This window comes from Cronobacter universalis NCTC 9529 (assembly GCF_001277175.1).
Taxonomy (GTDB): Bacteria; Pseudomonadota; Gammaproteobacteria; order Enterobacterales; family Enterobacteriaceae; genus Cronobacter; species Cronobacter universalis.
This window is the reverse complement of record NZ_CP012257.1, coordinates 1,005,197-1,020,816: the sequence shown is the minus strand read 5'-3', so window position 1 is coordinate 1,020,816 and position 15,620 is coordinate 1,005,197. Positions and strand designations below refer to the sequence as shown.

The 15,620-nt window shown below is 58.3% G+C and carries 16 protein-coding genes and 1 pseudogene; 9 read left to right on the top strand and 8 right to left on the bottom strand.

Annotated features, from left to right (window positions below; all coding sequences use genetic code 11):
• Positions 1–2: 2 nt before the first annotated feature.
• The 3 genes from AFK65_RS04635 (at position 3) to AFK65_RS04625 (ending at position 2,864) form a co-directional block, all read left to right on the top strand.
• Entirely contained in the window at positions 3–1,415 is a 1,413-nt protein-coding gene (locus AFK65_RS04635; protein WP_038857878.1) for a cytochrome ubiquinol oxidase subunit I, read from the top strand.
• Entirely contained in the window at positions 1,408–2,406 is a 999-nt protein-coding gene (locus AFK65_RS04630; RefSeq protein WP_038857879.1) for a cytochrome d ubiquinol oxidase subunit II, read from the top strand. The genes AFK65_RS04635 and AFK65_RS04630 overlap by 8 nt, the downstream gene beginning before the upstream one ends.
• Before the next feature lie 305 nt (positions 2,407–2,711).
• A complete protein-coding gene (locus AFK65_RS04625) occupies positions 2,712–2,864 on the top strand; it encodes a Hok/Gef family protein (protein ID WP_050555768.1) in 153 nt (50 codons plus the stop codon).
• A gap of 95 nt (positions 2,865–2,959) precedes the next feature.
• Here the strand turns inward: AFK65_RS04625 and zapE are convergent, their stop codons facing one another.
• The 4 genes from zapE to AFK65_RS04610 all read right to left on the bottom strand — a co-directional run bounded on the left by zapE (position 2,960) and on the right by AFK65_RS04610 (position 6,694).
• Positions 2,960–3,988 carry a cell division protein ZapE gene (zapE, locus tag AFK65_RS04620; protein ID WP_038857881.1) on the bottom strand — a complete coding sequence of 343 codons (1,029 nt, stop codon included), beginning with the start codon at positions 3,986–3,988 and terminating at the stop codon, positions 2,960–2,962.
• 134 nt (positions 3,989–4,122) lie between these two features.
• Complete coding sequence (gene lpxP, locus AFK65_RS04615; RefSeq protein ID WP_007701829.1) at positions 4,123–5,046, bottom strand: kdo(2)-lipid IV(A) palmitoleoyltransferase; 924 nt, start codon at positions 5,044–5,046, stop codon at positions 4,123–4,125.
• A gap of 607 nt (positions 5,047–5,653) precedes the next feature.
• Positions 5,654–5,821 carry a hypothetical protein gene (locus AFK65_RS22080; protein WP_007701823.1) on the bottom strand — a complete coding sequence of 56 codons (168 nt, stop codon included), beginning with the start codon at positions 5,819–5,821 and terminating at the stop codon, positions 5,654–5,656.
• Between the two features lie 117 nt (positions 5,822–5,938).
• Positions 5,939–6,694, bottom strand: a complete 756-nt coding sequence (locus AFK65_RS04610) for a DeoR/GlpR family DNA-binding transcription regulator (protein ID WP_038857884.1) — start codon at positions 6,692–6,694, stop codon at positions 5,939–5,941.
• Positions 6,695–6,777: 83 nt separating this feature from the next.
• Between AFK65_RS04610 and AFK65_RS04605 the strand changes: the two genes are divergently transcribed.
• Positions 6,778–7,362 carry an NUDIX domain-containing protein gene (locus tag AFK65_RS04605; RefSeq protein ID WP_007701656.1) on the top strand — a complete coding sequence of 195 codons (585 nt, stop codon included), beginning with the start codon at positions 6,778–6,780 and terminating at the stop codon, positions 7,360–7,362.
• 9 nt (positions 7,363–7,371) lie between these two features.
• Positions 7,372–7,731, top strand: a pseudogene (locus tag AFK65_RS04600) (NUDIX hydrolase).
• Between the two features lie 58 nt (positions 7,732–7,789).
• Here the strand turns inward: AFK65_RS04600 and AFK65_RS04595 are convergent.
• Together AFK65_RS04595 and AFK65_RS04590 are read right to left on the bottom strand one after the other, a co-directional pair.
• Positions 7,790–9,007, bottom strand: coding sequence for an EAL and HDOD domain-containing protein (locus AFK65_RS04595; protein WP_007701604.1), 1,218 nt, complete (start codon positions 9,005–9,007; stop codon positions 7,790–7,792).
• 305 nt (positions 9,008–9,312) lie between these two features.
• A complete protein-coding gene (locus AFK65_RS04590; protein ID WP_007701599.1) occupies positions 9,313–9,762 on the bottom strand; it encodes a hypothetical protein in 450 nt (149 codons plus the stop codon).
• 173 nt (positions 9,763–9,935) lie between these two features.
• Between AFK65_RS04590 and AFK65_RS04585 the strand changes: the two genes are divergently transcribed.
• Positions 9,936–10,685, top strand: a complete 750-nt coding sequence (locus AFK65_RS04585) for an SDR family NAD(P)-dependent oxidoreductase (RefSeq protein ID WP_007701596.1) — start codon at positions 9,936–9,938, stop codon at positions 10,683–10,685.
• A gap of 3 nt (positions 10,686–10,688) precedes the next feature.
• Here AFK65_RS04585 and AFK65_RS04580 read toward each other — a convergent pair whose 3' ends face one another.
• Positions 10,689–11,606 carry a helix-turn-helix domain-containing protein gene (locus AFK65_RS04580; RefSeq protein WP_007701594.1) on the bottom strand — a complete coding sequence of 306 codons (918 nt, stop codon included), beginning with the start codon at positions 11,604–11,606 and terminating at the stop codon, positions 10,689–10,691.
• A 36-nt stretch (positions 11,607–11,642) separates the two neighbouring features.
• On the bottom strand, positions 11,643–11,855 hold the full coding sequence (locus AFK65_RS04575; RefSeq protein WP_032804323.1) for a hypothetical protein: 213 nt from the start codon (positions 11,853–11,855) through the stop codon (positions 11,643–11,645).
• A 326-nt stretch (positions 11,856–12,181) separates the two neighbouring features.
• Here AFK65_RS04575 and AFK65_RS04570 point away from each other — a divergent pair, with 326 nt between their 5' ends.
• The 3 genes from AFK65_RS04570 to AFK65_RS04560 all read left to right on the top strand — a co-directional run bounded on the left by AFK65_RS04570 (position 12,182) and on the right by AFK65_RS04560 (position 15,507).
• Positions 12,182–12,805 carry a carbonic anhydrase gene (locus tag AFK65_RS04570; protein WP_038857886.1) on the top strand — a complete coding sequence of 208 codons (624 nt, stop codon included), beginning with the start codon at positions 12,182–12,184 and terminating at the stop codon, positions 12,803–12,805.
• 2 nt (positions 12,806–12,807) lie between these two features.
• A complete protein-coding gene (locus tag AFK65_RS04565; protein ID WP_115185117.1) occupies positions 12,808–14,271 on the top strand; it encodes a SulP family inorganic anion transporter in 1,464 nt (487 codons plus the stop codon).
• A 147-nt stretch (positions 14,272–14,418) separates the two neighbouring features.
• Positions 14,419–15,507, top strand: coding sequence for an AI-2E family transporter (locus AFK65_RS04560; protein ID WP_038857889.1), 1,089 nt, complete (start codon positions 14,419–14,421; stop codon positions 15,505–15,507).
• Positions 15,508–15,620: the final 113 nt, after the last annotated feature.

Here is a 15,620-nt window from a genome sequence, read left to right as displayed (position 1 = left end):
CAATGATTAGCCCGGAAACCGCGCTGCTTTTGGCGCGCAGTCAGTTCGCCTTCACTATCGGGTTCCACATCGTGCTGGCGGCGCTGACGATAGGCCTCGCGCAGTGGCTGATGCTGCTGGAAGGCTTGTGGCTGTGGCGCAGGCAGCAAATTTATCTCGATCTCTATAAATACTGGAGCAAGATCTTTGCCCTGAATGTCGCGGTCGGCGTCGTCACCGGCGTGCTGATGGAATTCCAGTTCGGTGCCAACTGGGGCGAGCTTTCCAGCCGCGCCGGGGCGGTGATGGGGCCGCTGATGTACATGGAAGTGCTGGTGGCGTTTTTCCTCGAAGCGGGCTTTATGGGCGTGGTGCTGTTCGGCATGGGCAAAGTGCGCCCGTGGGTGCATTTTCTCGCCACCTGCGTGGTGGCGGCAGGCTCGCTGTTCAGCGCCTTCTGGATATTGTCGGCGAACTCGTGGATGCAGACGCCCGCAGGTTTCATCATCGGGCCCGATGGCCGTTTTCAGCCCGTCGACTGGTGGGCGGTGATTTTCAACCCGTCCTTCCCGTACCGGTTGATGCATATGTCCATCGCCGCGCTCCTCGCCACCGCGTGCCTGGTGGCGGCCGTCGGCGCATGGCACCTGCTCAAACGCCCGCAACAGCCGGGCGCGCGGCGGATGTTCTCCTGGGGGCTGTGGGTATTGCTCGCGCTCGCGCCCTTACAGGCGGTGGTGGGCGATCTGCATGGCGAAAATACCCGCGATCACCAGCCGGTCAAACTGGCGGCTATGGAAGGCAGCTGGAACCCGCCGCCGCCCGGCGAAGGCGAGCCGCTGCGCCTGTTCGCCATTCCGGATATGGAGGCGCGGCGCAACCACCTTGAAGTGGCGATCCCGTCCGTCGGCTCGCTCTACCTGCGCCATAACCTCACCGGCACCATTCACAGCCTGAACCAATATCCGCCGGACGAACTGCCCTGGGTGCCTGGCGTGTTCTTCGCGTTTCGCGCGATGGTCGGGCTCGGCTTTCTGATGATTTTCTTTGGCGTCGCCGGGCTGGTGGTGCGACTGCGTGGCCGGTTATGGGAGGCGCGCTGGCTGCAACGCGGCATGGTGGCGATGGCGCCTGCGGGCGTTATCGCGATGCTCGCAGGCTGGGTCGTCACCGAGACAGGCCGCCAGCCGTGGACCATCTACGGGCAGTTGCTGACCCGCGAGAGCGCCTCGCCCATCGCGCCGTCGCTGGTGCTCGGCTCGTTTGTCGCGATTGTAGTGGTCTATCTGCTGGTTTTCGCGCTGGGTATGGGGTTTATGTTGCGCCTGCTCGCGAAACCGCCGGGCGACGATACACCGGATGCCAACCCGGCCGTGGCGGCGCAAACCGGCAGCGGCGTGACGCCGCACAGCCTGCGGGGACGCACGAATGACTGAACTGCTGCTTTCACTGCCGCTGTTAACGCTGCTTTGCGCCGGCGCGCTCGCCGCAGGCGTGCTGATTTACGTACTGCTCGACGGCGCGGATCTTGGCGTGGGGCTGCTCGCGCCGTTTCAGTCGCCGCAGGCGCGCCAGCAGATGAATATTTCGCTGCTGCCGGTCTGGGACGGCAACGAAACCTGGCTGGTGCTGACCGCGGGCGCGCTGCTGGCGATGTTCCCCGTCGCTTTCAGCATCCTCTACAGCGCGCTCTACCTGCCGGTCTATATCATGCTGCTGGCGATGATTGCGCGCGGGGTGGCGATTGAGTACCGCCACCTGCGCCCGCGCCTGTTTGACGCGCTGTTTATCGCAGGCTCCTGGCTGACGTCGTTAAGCCAGGGCGCGACGATGGGCGCATGGGTTGAAGGCATCACGCATGACGGCGCCAGATTTACCGGCGGCCCGATGGACTGGCTGTCGCCCTTTTCGGTCTTCTGTGCAATAGCGCTCAGCGTCGGCTATGCGCTGCTCGGCGCGTGCTGGCTTATCTGGCGCTGCGAAGGAGAACTCAACGCGTGGGCGCGGCGTCAGGCCCTGTGGCTTGTCATTCTCACCGCCGCGCTGCTGGCGGGGCTGCTGGTCTGGACGGTGCAGCTCAATGAGACCTACCGGCTGCACCTGCAACTGTGGCGCTGGAGCGGGCCGCTGGTGGCGATGGGTTTGCTGGCGTTTTTGGGCGTGATGCTGACGCTGCGCCAGCGGCGCGATTTCCTGCCGCTCGCGATGACGCTCTTACTGTTTATCGCCGCATTTGGCGGGATGCTGCTGGCCGTTTTTCCGTTTATTCTGCCGCCGAATCTGCTGCTTATTCAGGCCGCCGCGCCGCCCGCCACGCAGAAGCTGATGCTTACCGCGTTCGGCGTCTTTGTGCCCATTACGCTTATCTATAACAGCTGGGGGTTCTGGGTGTTTCGCGGCAAGATCCACGCCGCGAAGGAAGAGTAGCACCATTCCCGACGGTATAAATAAGAAAAAGAATAACGGGAAGCGGTAACGGGAATAGTCGGCGCGCCAGAAAGAAGTGAATATTCACTCCGGCTCATTTTAATGGAATAAGAAAAACAAAGGATTTTACGGAGGTAAAAGAGGCGTATTATTCGCGGCGGGTGCCTGAGGCTTTCTGGTTTCAGGCATTATGCAGGTTCCGGAAAGATGAAGGCCCCGAGTTAATTACTTAACCCGAGGCCGACACATGAACCCGACAGTTCATATGTTAGCCTCTTACTCGCCTGACGGCAAGGAGAATGGCTATGAAGGACAATACTTTTATCTGGTGCATTATTATTGTTTGTGTGACGGTATTAGTGTTCACCACCCTTTCACGGGAAACGCTTTGCGAGCTGCGCTTGCGGGGCGCGAGTATGGAGGTTGTCGCTTCACTGGCTTGTAAATCCAGAGAGTAAGCGTCTGACGCGGGGAGCAATCCCCGCGATTTGACTGGCGGTTTTATGCTCCTCAGGCACCCGATTTTATTATACTTCGGCGCAGGGCAATGATATTAACCCGTAACAGGATTTTGTATTACCGGTAATTGCGCCAGCCGACTGGCAGTACGCCCGATATCATCCAGCGCCACACCGTGAATAATTTCCGCCACCGAATACGAGCTCGAAATAAATAACTGGCGCTGTTTATCATAAAGCACATCAATAAGATTAATAAACCGCTGCGCCGCCGCGGGGCTGACGCGCGCGAGCAGCGGAACATTATCAATAAACCAGCAGGAATAGGTTTCACACAGCGTTAAATAATCCATGACTGCCGTCGGTGCTTCACATATTCCGGCAAAGGTAAAATGCAGCACCGCGTCTGGCGGCGACGCGGCATGAAAAGTGTGATAACCGGCAGTGACCACAAAGTTGCCGTGCGCCACGGCAAGCCCGAGCGCGTCACGCTGTTCAGGCGTGCCGGGCCGCAGCCACGCGCCCTCGCTGAACCGTCCGGCGTCGCTCCCGGCGTCAAGGCGATAGTCGCGCTCGCCGTTGAGCGCGAAAATTGTCATCTCTCGCTCGATAAGCGCGATAGACGGCACAAACAGCTCATGGTAGAGCGGATGCGCTAGCAGCTCGCGCGGCGAATAGTTGGAGGTCAGGATCAGCGTAATATTCATCGCCTGCGCCACCTCTAACAGCTTTTTCGCGAGCATCGCATCACCCGGATCGTGCAGATGGAATTCGTCAAAGCAGAGCAGCCGCGCGTCGCCCAGCTGCCCGCGCAATGCCTGCTCCAGCGGTTTATCCACCATGCGCCGATGCAGCTCGCGGAAAAAGTCATGAAAGTGGGCGCGCTTTTTCGCCGCCAGCGGCAGCGAGGCAAAGAAATTATCGACGATAAAACTTTTGCCGCGCCCCGGCCTGCCCCAGACATAGAGCCCGGCGAAGCGCGCGCGTCCCGCCAGCAGCGGCGCGGCGAGGCTTTCCAGTTCACTGATGAGCCGCGTCTGGTCTGCATCAAGGCGCAGCGCTTTTTCCTGCGCGCGCAGATGCATAGTTTCGCGAAACGAAAAGGGGGCGGCGGTCCCGGCCATCGCGGCAGCTCCGAATGTAAACAAAATGTTATTAACCCACAATCCGCGCGCTTTTTCAAAAGCTGCCGCACGATCCCCTAAAGCGGCGCAAAAAAAAGCCCCGCGCTGAGCAGGGCTTTCTGTGAGAACGCGTATCAGGTATAGAGCGACGCTTCGCCCGCCGGGCGGGTTTTAAAGCGGCGGTGGATCCAGAGATACTGCTCCGGCGCGCGCAGGATTTCACGCTCGATCACTTTGTTCATGTAGCACGCGGCGGCAGCCTCGTCTTCACGCGGGTAGCCCTGGAGCTCCGGCTGAATAATCAGCTTATAGCCGCTGGCGTCAGGGTTGCGGATCATCACGATGGTCAGCATCGCCGCGTTGCTCAGGCGTGAGAGCACATACGTACCGCGCGTGGTGGCGGCGTCGTTCACCGCAAACAGCGGCGCGAAGGTGCTGCCGCGCGGGCCGTAATCCTGGTCCGGCGCAAACCAGACCGCTTCGCCCTGCTTCAGCGCATTGACCATGCCTTTGAGATCTTTACGGTCAATCATCGCTTTATTGGAGCGCATGCGCCCTTTGGTCTGTGCCCACTCCATCGCTTTATTGTTGTGCGGGCGGTACATCGCCATCATCGGCTTACACAGCCCCATCACTCGCCCGCCGAGCTCCAGCGACATAAAATGCACGCCAATCACAATAACGCCGCGCTGCTGCGCGCTCGCCTGATGCAGGTGATGCAGCCCTTCGACGTTAAACCATTTTTTAATGCGCGCATCTGACCAGAACCAGGCCATGCCGGTTTCCAGCAGCGCCATGCCGAGCGACAGGAAATTTTCCTGAATCAGCTGCTCTTTTTGCGCGTCGCTGAAGTGCGGGAAGCAGAGTTCAAGGTTACGGCGCAGGATTTTTTCACGGCGCTTCAGGAAGCGGCGCGAATTGCGGCCGAGAAACGCGCCGAGGCGCATCAGCAGCGGATGCGGCATCTGCACCAGCAGCCACAGCAGGCCGAGACCCAGCCAGGTAAACCAGTAACGTGGGTGCAGCAGCGCCCGGGAAAAAGGCATGACGTTATTCATAAAGCCCCTTTATGCACAGAGATGTATCGCATAAAGAAGCCGTTCCGTAAGCGGTACAAACCAGACAGACAATCATTCAGCAGGGATACTGCCTTCCTGCTACGTAATAAAAACGGTGAAGAAGAAAATAGAGGGGGGCGAGCGACGCTCCCGGTTTGAATTACAGTAATGTCAGAATGTGAATAAAAAATGGCCTTTTCATGAATCCTGAAACATTCCGTTGTATTACTCCACACTTCCTGACGATAACGGCGACGGCGTGCCGTCGTTAAAAATATTAACCCGCTAATGATAACAACCTTAATTAACAGAAATTTGATCCAGTCATCAGGTTATTCTGCGGCCGGAATCTCGCATCGCCTTGTATTTAAAACAACTTTTTAACATGCCCCGGCGTTTATCCGGGCGGCTTCATCCACGGCGATGACGCTAAGCGTCAGATTGAGGCTTTTGCGCGCGGAAAGATAGCGTATTTTTGTAAAGAATGCGATGGAATTATGAAGAGGAGTAAAATTAAACGCTTTAGGATTATTACCCTCGCCATTTACTTTTTAAGGGCAATATTGCTAAACGCCGGGTATTATTTCCCGGCGAATGTTTATCGTGATTAAAAATAATGCCTTATTCCGTAAATCCCCCAGTAGATCGCAGAAGCGCCCAGATAAATCCAGCAGCCCCAGTACGCGAGCGGCTCCCGGTCGCTTTTCGCTCTCGGCAAAAAGGCAAACAGATAACTGGCCGCGGCGATAAGCGAAATGAAATAGAAAAACTTCATACTGCCCCTCCTGAAATTATCCGCATAACCGTTTTAATACGCTCGTATTCTCAGGATAGACAGCTTTGGCCGATCATGCGCAGTTTCCGTCGGGTTCGTTCTGGTGCCACCGGCGGGCTACGCTCTGACAACCGTCACGCCCAGGTTTTCAAAAGGCGCGAGCAGGCTGTCAGCGGTATCGCCCTCGACAACCAGCGTGTTCACCAGCGACATATCGCCAATACAAAACGCCGAGGCGGCGTTGAGCTTTTCCCGCGACGCCATCACTACGGTTTCCGCCGCGCGCGAGGCCAGCGCGCGCTTCACGCACGCCTCTTCGTAATCGCCGGTGCTGAGACCCGCTTCGGCGTGCACGCCGGTGACGCCCAGAAAGAACAGGTCGGCGCGCAGATGGCTCATGGCTTCAATGGCCGCCGCCCCCACCGAGACGATCGAATGTTTAAACAGCCGTCCGCCGATGAGGATCACCTCAATGCGCGGATGCTCTACCAGTTGTAATGCAATGCCGGGGCTGTGGGTGATCACCGTAATGGCGAGGTCCGGCGACAGGCATTTCACCAGTTCGCCCGTCGTGGTGCCGCCGTCGAGCATCACGATCTGCCCCGGTTCAATCAGCGCGGCGGCGCGGCGCGCGACCGCCCGCTTGGAGTCGATGGAGAGCTGGCTGCGCCCGGCGTAATCCACCACCGCCGCCGAAGCGGGCAGCGCCCCGCCGTGAACCCGCTGCAGGCGGCCTTCGGCCGAAAGCTCGCGCAAGTCGCGCCGGATCGTATCTTCGGAAACGTTAAACCACTCGCTGAGCGCGCGGGACTGCACCTGCCCTTCCGCCGCCAGCTTTTCCAGAATGAGCTTCTTACGTTGTGACGTCAGCATGCCGGTTTCCTTTTGCGCGAATTTTCTTGACCATGCACGAATATGCACGTTATGTTGCCAATTCTACCTGTGGAGACGTCATCATGCCATCTGTTCGTGAAAAAGTACGCATTGTTGAAACGCAAACCCTGTCTGACGACTGGTATCTGCTAAAGAAATACACGTTTGATTACCAGCGCCGCGACGGCCAGTGGCAGCGGCAGAGCCGCGAAGCCTACGACCGCGGCAACGGCGCGACCATCCTGCTCTATAACCGCGCCGAGCGCTGCGTCATTCTCACCCGCCAGTTTCGCCTGCCGGTTTTCCTCAACGGCTACGACGGCTTACTGACCGAAACGGCGGCGGGCCTGCTGGATGAAGCCGATCCCGAAACGCGCATCCGCGCCGAAGCCGAAGAAGAGACCGGCTATCTGGTGGATAACGTCGAAAAAGTGTTTGAAGCCTATATGAGCCCCGGCTCGGTCACGGAAAAACTCTATTTCTTCACTGGCGAATACGATCCGGCGCGGCGAAGCGGCGCGGGCGGCGGCGTCGCGGAAGAAGGCGAGGATATTGAGGTGGTCAAAATGCCCATTGATGACGCGCTGCGCGCGGTGCGCGACGGTGAGATTGTCGATGCCAAAACCATCATGCTGCTGCAATACGCGGCGCTGAACGCGATACTCTAAGGAGAAAACATGAGCAAACTGATCCTGGTGGCAGGCCCGTGGCGCAGCGGCACGAACGGCGATGAAACCCTGATGCGTTAGAACCTGGCGCGTCTTGAACAGGCGGCGCTCGCGGTGTTTGAACGCGGCCACGTACCGGTAATTGGCGAATGGCTCGCGCTGCCGCTCGCCCAGGCCGCCGGCAGCGAAAAACCCGGCGATGCGATAAGCGAGCGGTTTTTATACCCGGTGGCGCACCGTCTGGTGGCGAAATGCGACGCGGTGCTGCGTCTGCCGGGGGCGTCCTCGGGGGCCGATCGCGATGTGGAGATCGCCCGCGAGCACGGGCTTGAGGTTTACTTTTCGCTGGCGGACGTGCCGCAGGCATAATGCAGGAAGTTGCACATCTGGCGCCGCAACCGGGCAGGATCGGGCGGCGGCGCTGGTATTAAATGATCCTGTCACCCCACTCCACCGCGTCGAGGAAGAGTTTTGTCACCTGCGCTTCACTCATATTGAGCTGTTTCATCCCTTGCGTCACGCCCTGCCAGTGATTCTGCTCATAGCCTTCATAGAGATTCAGCAGCGCGCCGAGCGTGCCGCCGCGGTTTAAGAGCGCCTCGCGCACAATCGCCGGTACGGTTATCTGCTCAATTAACACCGCCATCGGCACGCTGAGGATAATATCCAGCCGCGAGAACAGCCCGGCGATAAAGGCGTCGTTTTCATTGATATCGGCCCCCGTGTGCGCCACCGCCATTTCGCAGAATCGCCCGCAGGCGAGGCTGTAGTTAAAGAGCTCCGTCACCGCCGGTTCGCTGCTGTGCGTCACCGCCAGGATCGCGATAAACCGGCGCAGTTCGCTTAAGCCTAAGAAATAGAGAATATTGCGAAACGGCAGCACATCCGCATTAGCGTGATGATTAATCTTATATTTAATGTTATTGACATAACGCATCAGCTTATACGTAATCGCCACATCGCGGCTGATTAGCTCTTCTATTTTGCGCATATCCGGGTTGGCCGACACGACCTCATTGAGCAGTTGCAGAATAAACATCTGCTGCTCCGGCAGCTTACGGGTCTTAATCATTTCCGGCTCGCCATAAAAATAGCCCTGGAAACGCTGGAACCCCATCTCTTTGTAAAGGTTAAACTGCTCGCGGGTTTCGACTTTTTCCGCCAGCAATTTTCGCTGGCTGATATTATTATCGCGGATAAAAGCTGACACTTCCTGCGGCGTCAATGCCTGAATATCGAACTTAATAATGGTGACATAGGGCAGGAAATTCGCCCAGGCGTCGCTGAGCCGGAAGTTATCCAGCGCGAAACGAAACCCTTTGTAGTACATCTCCCGCACCATCTTTAACAGCTCGGGTTCCGGGGCCGCGTTCTGGTGAATTTCGATCACCACCTTTTCCGCCGGCAGCGTTTGCGCCAGGCCGTTGACGATCATCTCATGAGGAAAATTAATATATGACGTATGTTGCCCCACCAGGCGTTGCAGCGGCGTGACGAGGAACTGCTCCGCAAGCAGATGGTTGGTGGCGTATTCTTCCGTCACCAGCGGAAACGTATTGGTCAATCCATTGCGATAAAGCAGCTCATACGCGACGGTATTTAGCGCGGCGTCAAAGATGGGCTGCCTGGCGATAAAGGAATACATATTCACCTCCAGTCTGGTATTTACGTAGCATCCCTGGCGAAAACGCAGTTTACGCTGAAGCTCACGGCCCGCAGACATTTTTAACGCGGATTTTATGAAAAATTATGATGATGGTTAAGTTTTATCTTATTCAATGATTCTGGTCAGCGCAGTTAGCGGCCGATATCGCCGCTTTTTCATTCAACTTGCTGAAATAATCAGTTACTTTCGCTACGATGTTTTTTAGCGGTAATAAAACTTTATTTTTCTTTCATAAAAAAACGTCCTTGCGAACCCGCGAAATTTAAGGGGGGCCTGCCCGGAGACTACAATCCCATCCGGAAGCACATCGCCCACAGCATGTAGATTCCGCCCGTGAGAAGCAGCACCCGGTAGCCCCAGACGACAGCGGACTGATGGCGCAAAAACGCGCGCAGCGGCTGACGGTGCAGATTCGCCGCATTATATTTTTCATGAAATCCGGCCATTTTCGCGACGCCTCGCCCGACCAGCGCCGCGAAAAAATTAACCATTAACACCACAATTACCGCCATATAGCCTTTGATAAACCACAGCCCCGCCGTGCGATATTCAGCCGGCAAAAAATGGCCCGATTTTTTTAACTGAATGGCGGCGATACTGAGCGCCACATGGACGCCGAGCAGAATAAGAAAGTGTTTACGCACCGTTTTAAACGGCTTTCTGAGCGTCACAAACCAGAAATAGGCCAGCAGCATTGCCGACGATATCAGCCAGATGAGGAGATTCCCTGCCATTGTTATTGTCCGTGTTTAACCATGATTAACCCGCCTACCTTCGCATACTCTCCACGCGCTGTCATGGTCGGGCAAAAGTAAACGCAAAATCGCAACAGTCGCAGCAAAACCGCCACGCCCCCTTTTCCCGCCTCTTTTATAACTAACGCTCCAGACAACGCCGGAGAAAAACAATGTATATGCAGAATGAATTTGAAAACCATGTGGTTATCGTGACGGGCGCGGCGAGCGGGATCGGTAAAGCCCTGGTGACGCTGTTTCACCAGCGCGGCGCGAAGATTATCGCCGAAGATATTAATCCGCAGGTCAATGCGCTGGCGCAGGAAAATATTGTGCCGCTGGTGGCGGATATTTCCGCGGACGGCTCGGCGGAGCGCGCGGTCGAACTGGCGGTCAGCCATTTCGGCAAACTGGATGTGCTTATCAATAATGCCGGGCGCATTCTGTACAAGCCCATCGGGGCGATGAGCCGCGAAGAGTGGGAGTGGCAGATGGCGACGAACGTCACGGGCGCGTTTTTACACACCCGCGAAGCGATGAAGCAGATGACCACGCAGGGCCGCGGGGCTATCGTCAACATCGCCTCTTACGCGTCTTACTTTACGTTTCCAGGCATCGCCGCGTATGCCGCCTCGAAAGGCGCGCTGGCCCAGCTCACCCGCACCGCCGCGCTTGAAGGCATTGCGCACGGCATTCGCGTTAACGCCGTCGGCGCGGGCGATGTCGTTACCAATATCCTCAATCACTTTCGGGAAGACGGGCGCGAATTCCTGGCGGAGCACGGTCAGAGCGCGCCCATCGGGCGGGCCGCCGAACCCCATGAGATTGCTGAAGTGGCCGCCTTTCTGGCGTCAGAGCGCGCGAGCTTTATCGTCGGCGCGGTGGTGATGGCCGACGGCGGCATGACGGTGCCGGTCAGTTGAAGGCTAACGCCGGCGGTACGCCGCCGGCTGCATCCCCGTTCTCTTTCGGAACACCTGCGAAAAGTGGCTGGGGCTGGCGTACCCCACCTCGCAGGCGATATCAATCACCGGGAGCGCGGTTTCCCGCAGCAGGCGGCACGCCCGCTGAATACGCTGGTGAATAAACCACTCCGACGGCGACATGCCGGTCGCCTGTCTGAACTGCCGCGACAAGTGCCAGCTGCTCATGCCACACATCTTCGCGAGCGTCGGCAGATGAAACGGCGCGGCGAGATTCGCCTGCAAATGTTGTTTCACCTTCTGCAATTTCCAGGCGGGCAGCGCATGAGGGCGCGCCGTGCCGCTCTCTCCCCGCGCTCTGCCGTAATGCCTGACGAGATACACCGCCAGGCTTTTTAACGCGCCCGCAAGTATCGCGCCGCTGCCTTGTTGCGGATGCGCCACCTCCTGCCAGCACCAGCCGAGCAGCTTATCCAGATGCGGATCGGCGCCTGCGGCGACATCGTCAATCTCCCCCTGCGCATACGCTATGCCGTGGCACAGCCGGAAGGCGTCATCCAGCAGCGCCAGCGCCAGGTAAATATGCATAACGGTAAAAGGCTTGCCTTCTGGCAGCGTCCAGCGCATATCGTAAGGCGTCGTGGTGGCGGTGAGATAAAACGTGCCGGGCTGCGCGAGACGCGTTTCCCATTCCCCCGCGCCTTCGCGTTCGCTGACCTGCGCCTGGCCGGAGACGATCCACACCAGCAGCGGCTCCGCCACGGCCGGCACCGTGACGCCGGGGTTGTCGCGCTCGCGGCGGATGAGCTGCACCAGGCTGGCGCCGCTCTCAGGCATACCGTCATTACTGGCGATCACATCGCCGTTCAGGAAATCCTCAAGAAAACCGGCGCTGGTGCGCCTGGTCTGCTCCCCGGTCATGATGTTCTCCTTGCCCGGCGTGGGTTACGCTCGCCATTACGTGTTCGTTCTCACCGAAGCGCCGGTGGCGACAGTGAAGGAAAGAGTATTCGCGACAAGGCGCTGGCAGGCAATAACGCGCCGCTCGCCGGAGCGCTCAGCAAAAAGCCCTCCGCCCGTAATCATCGCCCTGAAAACATAAGCAATGCTTATTATCACGAGAAATAGCGAGACAAGTAAGAAAAATAATGCGCGGCTATTTTCATACATAACATAATTCGTCAAACCATTACCCTCCGATTTCATTATCCACAGTATAACAACGGGTTATTAGTGATGATTATCATCCGGCTAATTATTTCTCCCCTGATGATTTTTCTGTTTCTATTATCGCCACTCGCATTTACTTACCCATAATTTTTAAAACTTTACAAAGCTGATAAACCTTTAAACTTTAATTTCTCTTATAGGATTTTCCTGAGGCATAAATATCGCTGAACAGTGCTACTTATTAATTTCGTCGTAACGAGTCCACGGAGAGTGCCATTACCGGCAGTCAATATTCGGCTCGTTGGATCCCTCATGGAGACAGTATTTTGACCACCTTAAAACCTCTTCTGGCCAAAAACCGTAGCTGGGCGCAACAGCGTCTTCAACGGGACCCGGATTACTTTGGCAAACACCTCGACCAGCAGCAGCCGCATTCGCTCTGGATTGGCTGCTCCGACAGCCGCGTTCCGGCGGAAGTGCTGACCGGCTCTCACCCTGGCGAACTGTTCGTGCACCGCAATATCGCCAATATGATTGACCCTGACGACGACAATTTTATGAGCGTGCTGCAATACGCGCTCCATTACCTGAAGGTGAAACGCATCGTGGTATGCGGCCATTACGGCTGCGGCGGCGTGCAGGCGGCGCTGACGCTGCCGCAGATGTCGCTCGCGCAGGAGTCCTCATCGCTCGCGCGGCGCATCAGCCACCTGCGCGAGGCGCTCTCAGAGCATATCGCCGGGCGCGACGCGTCGCCGCCGGATGCGCAAACCCTTAATCAACTGGTGGAAGCTAACGTCATCGCGCAGTTTAACCGTCTGGTGCAGACCCGCACGGTGCGCAATATCTGGCGCAGCGGTCAGGAACTGAACGTCTACGGCTGCGTCTATGACCTGGCGTCCGGCCATCTTGAAATGCTGACGGAGCGAACCGGGGAGGAAGCGGTATGAACATGAATACGCTGCGCCAGGATAGCCTGGCGGGGGTGGTTGTCTTTCTCGTGGCGCTGCCGCTCTGCCTCGGCATCGCCCAGGCGAGCGGCCTGCCGCCTTTTGTCGGCCTGCTGACGGGCATTATCGGCGGGCTGCTGGTCACGGCGCTGAGCCCGTCGCGCTTCGCGGTCAGCGGCCCCGCCGCGGGTCTCGTGACCATTGTGGTGGCCTCCATTGAAACGCTCGGCTCGTTTTCCGCGTTTCTGCTGGCGCTGGTGCTGGCGGGCGTCCTGCAAATCGTGCTCGGGCTTATCCGCGCCGGGCGGTTTATTTCGCTGGTGCCGGGCAGCGTCATTAAAGGGATGCTGGCGGCGATCGGCCTGCTGTTGATTATGCAGCAGATCCCGGTGGCGCTGGGCTCGGCGGATGAAAACAGCCTGCTGGCGGTCTTTCGCGAAGGTTTCACGTTCTCGCCGGTCTCCATCGCGGTGGCCGCCGCCGGGCTGCTGCTGATGGCGCTCTGGGGCTCGCCCGCCATCCGGCGCGTGAAAAGCCTCGCGTGGATGCCCGGCCCGCTGGTGGCGGTGCTGGTGGGCTGCGTCACGACGCTCGCGCTAAGCCGCACATCGCCCGCGCTGCTTGAGCGCCTGCCGCTTATCACGCTGCCGGAGTTCGCAAGCCTGGGCGCGCTGGTCTCTGAGCTGGAATCGCCCGCCTGGCAGGCGTTCACCAATCCGTCGGTCTATATCGTCGCCGTCACGCTGGCGCTGGTGGCGAGCCTGGAAACGCTGCTGAGCCAGGAGGCGCTGAAAAAACTGCGCCCGCAAAACCCGCCGCCGTCGCCGAACCGCGAAATGCTGGCGCAGGGCGCGGGCAATTTGCTGGCCGGTCTCGTGGGCGCGATGCCGATCACGGCGGTCATTGTCAGGAGTTCCGTGAACGTCAGCACCGGCGCGCAGACTAAGCTCTCTATTTTCATTCACGGCGCGCTGCTGCTTATCTGCGTGCTGTGGTTTCGCGAGGTGTTGATGACCATTCCGCTGGCGAGCCTCGCGGCGGTGCTGCTCTACACCGGCTATAAACTCGCCACGCCGCGCCTGTTCGTCGAGCAGTTCCGCGTGGGCGCGCAGCAATACGTGCCGTTTCTCGCCACCATTATCGGGATTATCGCGTTCGGCATGCTCGCCGGGATCGGCATCGGCCTGGTGGCCCAGATAGCCCTGAGCCTGTGGCACAGCCATCGCAACGCGTTGCAACTGGCGCGCTATGACGATCACTATGTGCTGCGCATCCACCAGAACCTGACGTTTATGCATAACCCGCGCCTGCAGGCGCTGCTGGATAAGATCCCGGAGAAGAGCGTGGTGATTGCCGAGCATGACAACGCCGACTACTTCGACCCGGATGTGAAAGCCGTCCTGAGCGACTTCGCGCAGAACGCGCCGCAGCGCGGCATACGCCTGACGCAGTGGCCGGTAACCTGACCCAGCCGGGGGCCTTTTTGCCGGCCCCCGCCTCTCCTCTTCGCCACTTTTTGCGCCCTTCAGCTACGTTTATAAGACTCTCCGGGATGAAGCCGATACCGCGACGCTGTAGTATCCGGCTGCTTTTAATGACAATAAGGACGCACCATGAACTCGAAAGAGATGTCCAGGGCCTTTTTTATCCTGATCCTGTTTATCGTTTCGATCCTCTTTTTTAACCTCGTAAAACCGTATCTCTCCGCCGTGCTGTGGGCGGTGATCCTGGCCGTGATCTTCTACCCGATAAAGCGCAGGCTTTGCCACATGATGAACGGGCGCAACAACATCGCCTCACTCTTGACCGTGGTGCTTATCTGCCTGCTGGTCTTCGTGCCGCTGGCCGTGGTGGCGTCGTCGCTGGTGAGCGAGTTCAACGCCGTTTACAGCGATGTGCAGGCCAATAACACCACGCTGCCCACGCTGCTGGCCGATGTGGTGCGTATCCTGCCGGACTGGGCGCAAAAGATGCTGGCGGAAAACCAGCTCGACAACGCGACCGCCATTCAGGAGAAGATCTCCGGCGTCGCGCTCAAGGGCAGCCAGTATGTGGCGGGCAGTCTTTTTCTTATCAGCCGCAACACGTTCAGCGTGGTGATTGGCTTCGGCATTATGCTCTACCTGCTGTTTTTCCTGCTGAAAGATGGCTCGCGGCTGGTGTCGGTGGTGCTGAGCGCGGTGCCGCTCTCGGATAAAGTCAAACAGCGGCTGTTCCGCCGCTTTGCCGCCGTGGCGCGCGCCACCGTGAAAGGCACCGTCGTGGTGGCGGTCGTGCAGGGCATTCTGGGCGGCGTGGCGTTTTACTTCGCAGGCATTGGCGCGAGCATTCTCTGGGGCTCGCTGATGGCGTTCCTGTCGCTGGTGCCTGCGGTCGGCGCCGCGCTGATCTGGGTGCCGGCGGTGATTTATCTCTTCACCACCGGAGCTATCATCAAAGCCGTCCTGCTGACCGCGTTTTTCGTGGTGGTGGTTGGCCTTGCCGACAACCTGCTGCGCCCGCTGCTGGTGGGTAAAGATATCCGTATGCCAGACTGGCTGATTCTGCTCTCGACACTCGGCGGACTGGAAGTCTATGGCATTAACGGCTTTGTGGTCGGCCCGCTTATCGCCGCGCTCTTCGTCACCTGCTGGAACACTTTCTCCGCAGGGCCTGGGCGCACGCGCGCGTTGCCTGAAAAAAGCGAGGATGAAACCGCCTGAACACTTTGAAAAAAGTGCGGTTTAGGGCGCCGGGGCGGCATTAACGCCCCATTCAAAGCTGTCTGATGTTACACTCGAAAGGCTTTTTTGTGCGAATTTTACGCATCATATAT

What these genes read in the sequence shown, in the direction of transcription:
- AFK65_RS04635 (WP_038857878.1), top strand. Translation starts at nt 3, where the DNA reads ATGATTAGCCCGGAAACCGCGCTGCTTTTGGCGCGCAGTCAGTTCGCC.
- AFK65_RS04630 (WP_038857879.1), top strand. Translation starts at nt 1,408, where the DNA reads ATGACTGAACTGCTGCTTTCACTGCCGCTGTTAACGCTGCTTTGCGCC.
- AFK65_RS04625 (WP_050555768.1), top strand. Translation starts at nt 2,712, where the DNA reads ATGAAGGACAATACTTTTATCTGGTGCATTATTATTGTTTGTGTGACG.
- zapE (WP_038857881.1), bottom strand. Translation starts at nt 3,988, where the DNA reads ATGGCCGGGACCGCCGCCCCCTTTTCGTTTCGCGAAACTATGCATCTG.
- lpxP (WP_007701829.1), bottom strand. Translation starts at nt 5,046, where the DNA reads ATGAATAACGTCATGCCTTTTTCCCGGGCGCTGCTGCACCCACGTTAC.
- AFK65_RS22080 (WP_007701823.1), bottom strand. Translation starts at nt 5,821, where the DNA reads ATGAAGTTTTTCTATTTCATTTCGCTTATCGCCGCGGCCAGTTATCTG.
- AFK65_RS04610 (WP_038857884.1), bottom strand. Translation starts at nt 6,694, where the DNA reads ATGCTGACGTCACAACGTAAGAAGCTCATTCTGGAAAAGCTGGCGGCG.
- AFK65_RS04605 (WP_007701656.1), top strand. Translation starts at nt 6,778, where the DNA reads ATGCCATCTGTTCGTGAAAAAGTACGCATTGTTGAAACGCAAACCCTG.
- AFK65_RS04595 (WP_007701604.1), bottom strand. Translation starts at nt 9,007, where the DNA reads ATGTATTCCTTTATCGCCAGGCAGCCCATCTTTGACGCCGCGCTAAAT.
- AFK65_RS04590 (WP_007701599.1), bottom strand. Translation starts at nt 9,762, where the DNA reads ATGGCAGGGAATCTCCTCATCTGGCTGATATCGTCGGCAATGCTGCTG.
- AFK65_RS04585 (WP_007701596.1), top strand. Translation starts at nt 9,936, where the DNA reads ATGTATATGCAGAATGAATTTGAAAACCATGTGGTTATCGTGACGGGC.
- AFK65_RS04580 (WP_007701594.1), bottom strand. Translation starts at nt 11,606, where the DNA reads ATGACCGGGGAGCAGACCAGGCGCACCAGCGCCGGTTTTCTTGAGGAT.
- AFK65_RS04575 (WP_032804323.1), bottom strand. Translation starts at nt 11,855, where the DNA reads ATGTATGAAAATAGCCGCGCATTATTTTTCTTACTTGTCTCGCTATTT.
- AFK65_RS04565 (WP_115185117.1), top strand. Translation starts at nt 12,808, where the DNA reads ATGAATACGCTGCGCCAGGATAGCCTGGCGGGGGTGGTTGTCTTTCTC.
- AFK65_RS04560 (WP_038857889.1), top strand. Translation starts at nt 14,419, where the DNA reads ATGAACTCGAAAGAGATGTCCAGGGCCTTTTTTATCCTGATCCTGTTT.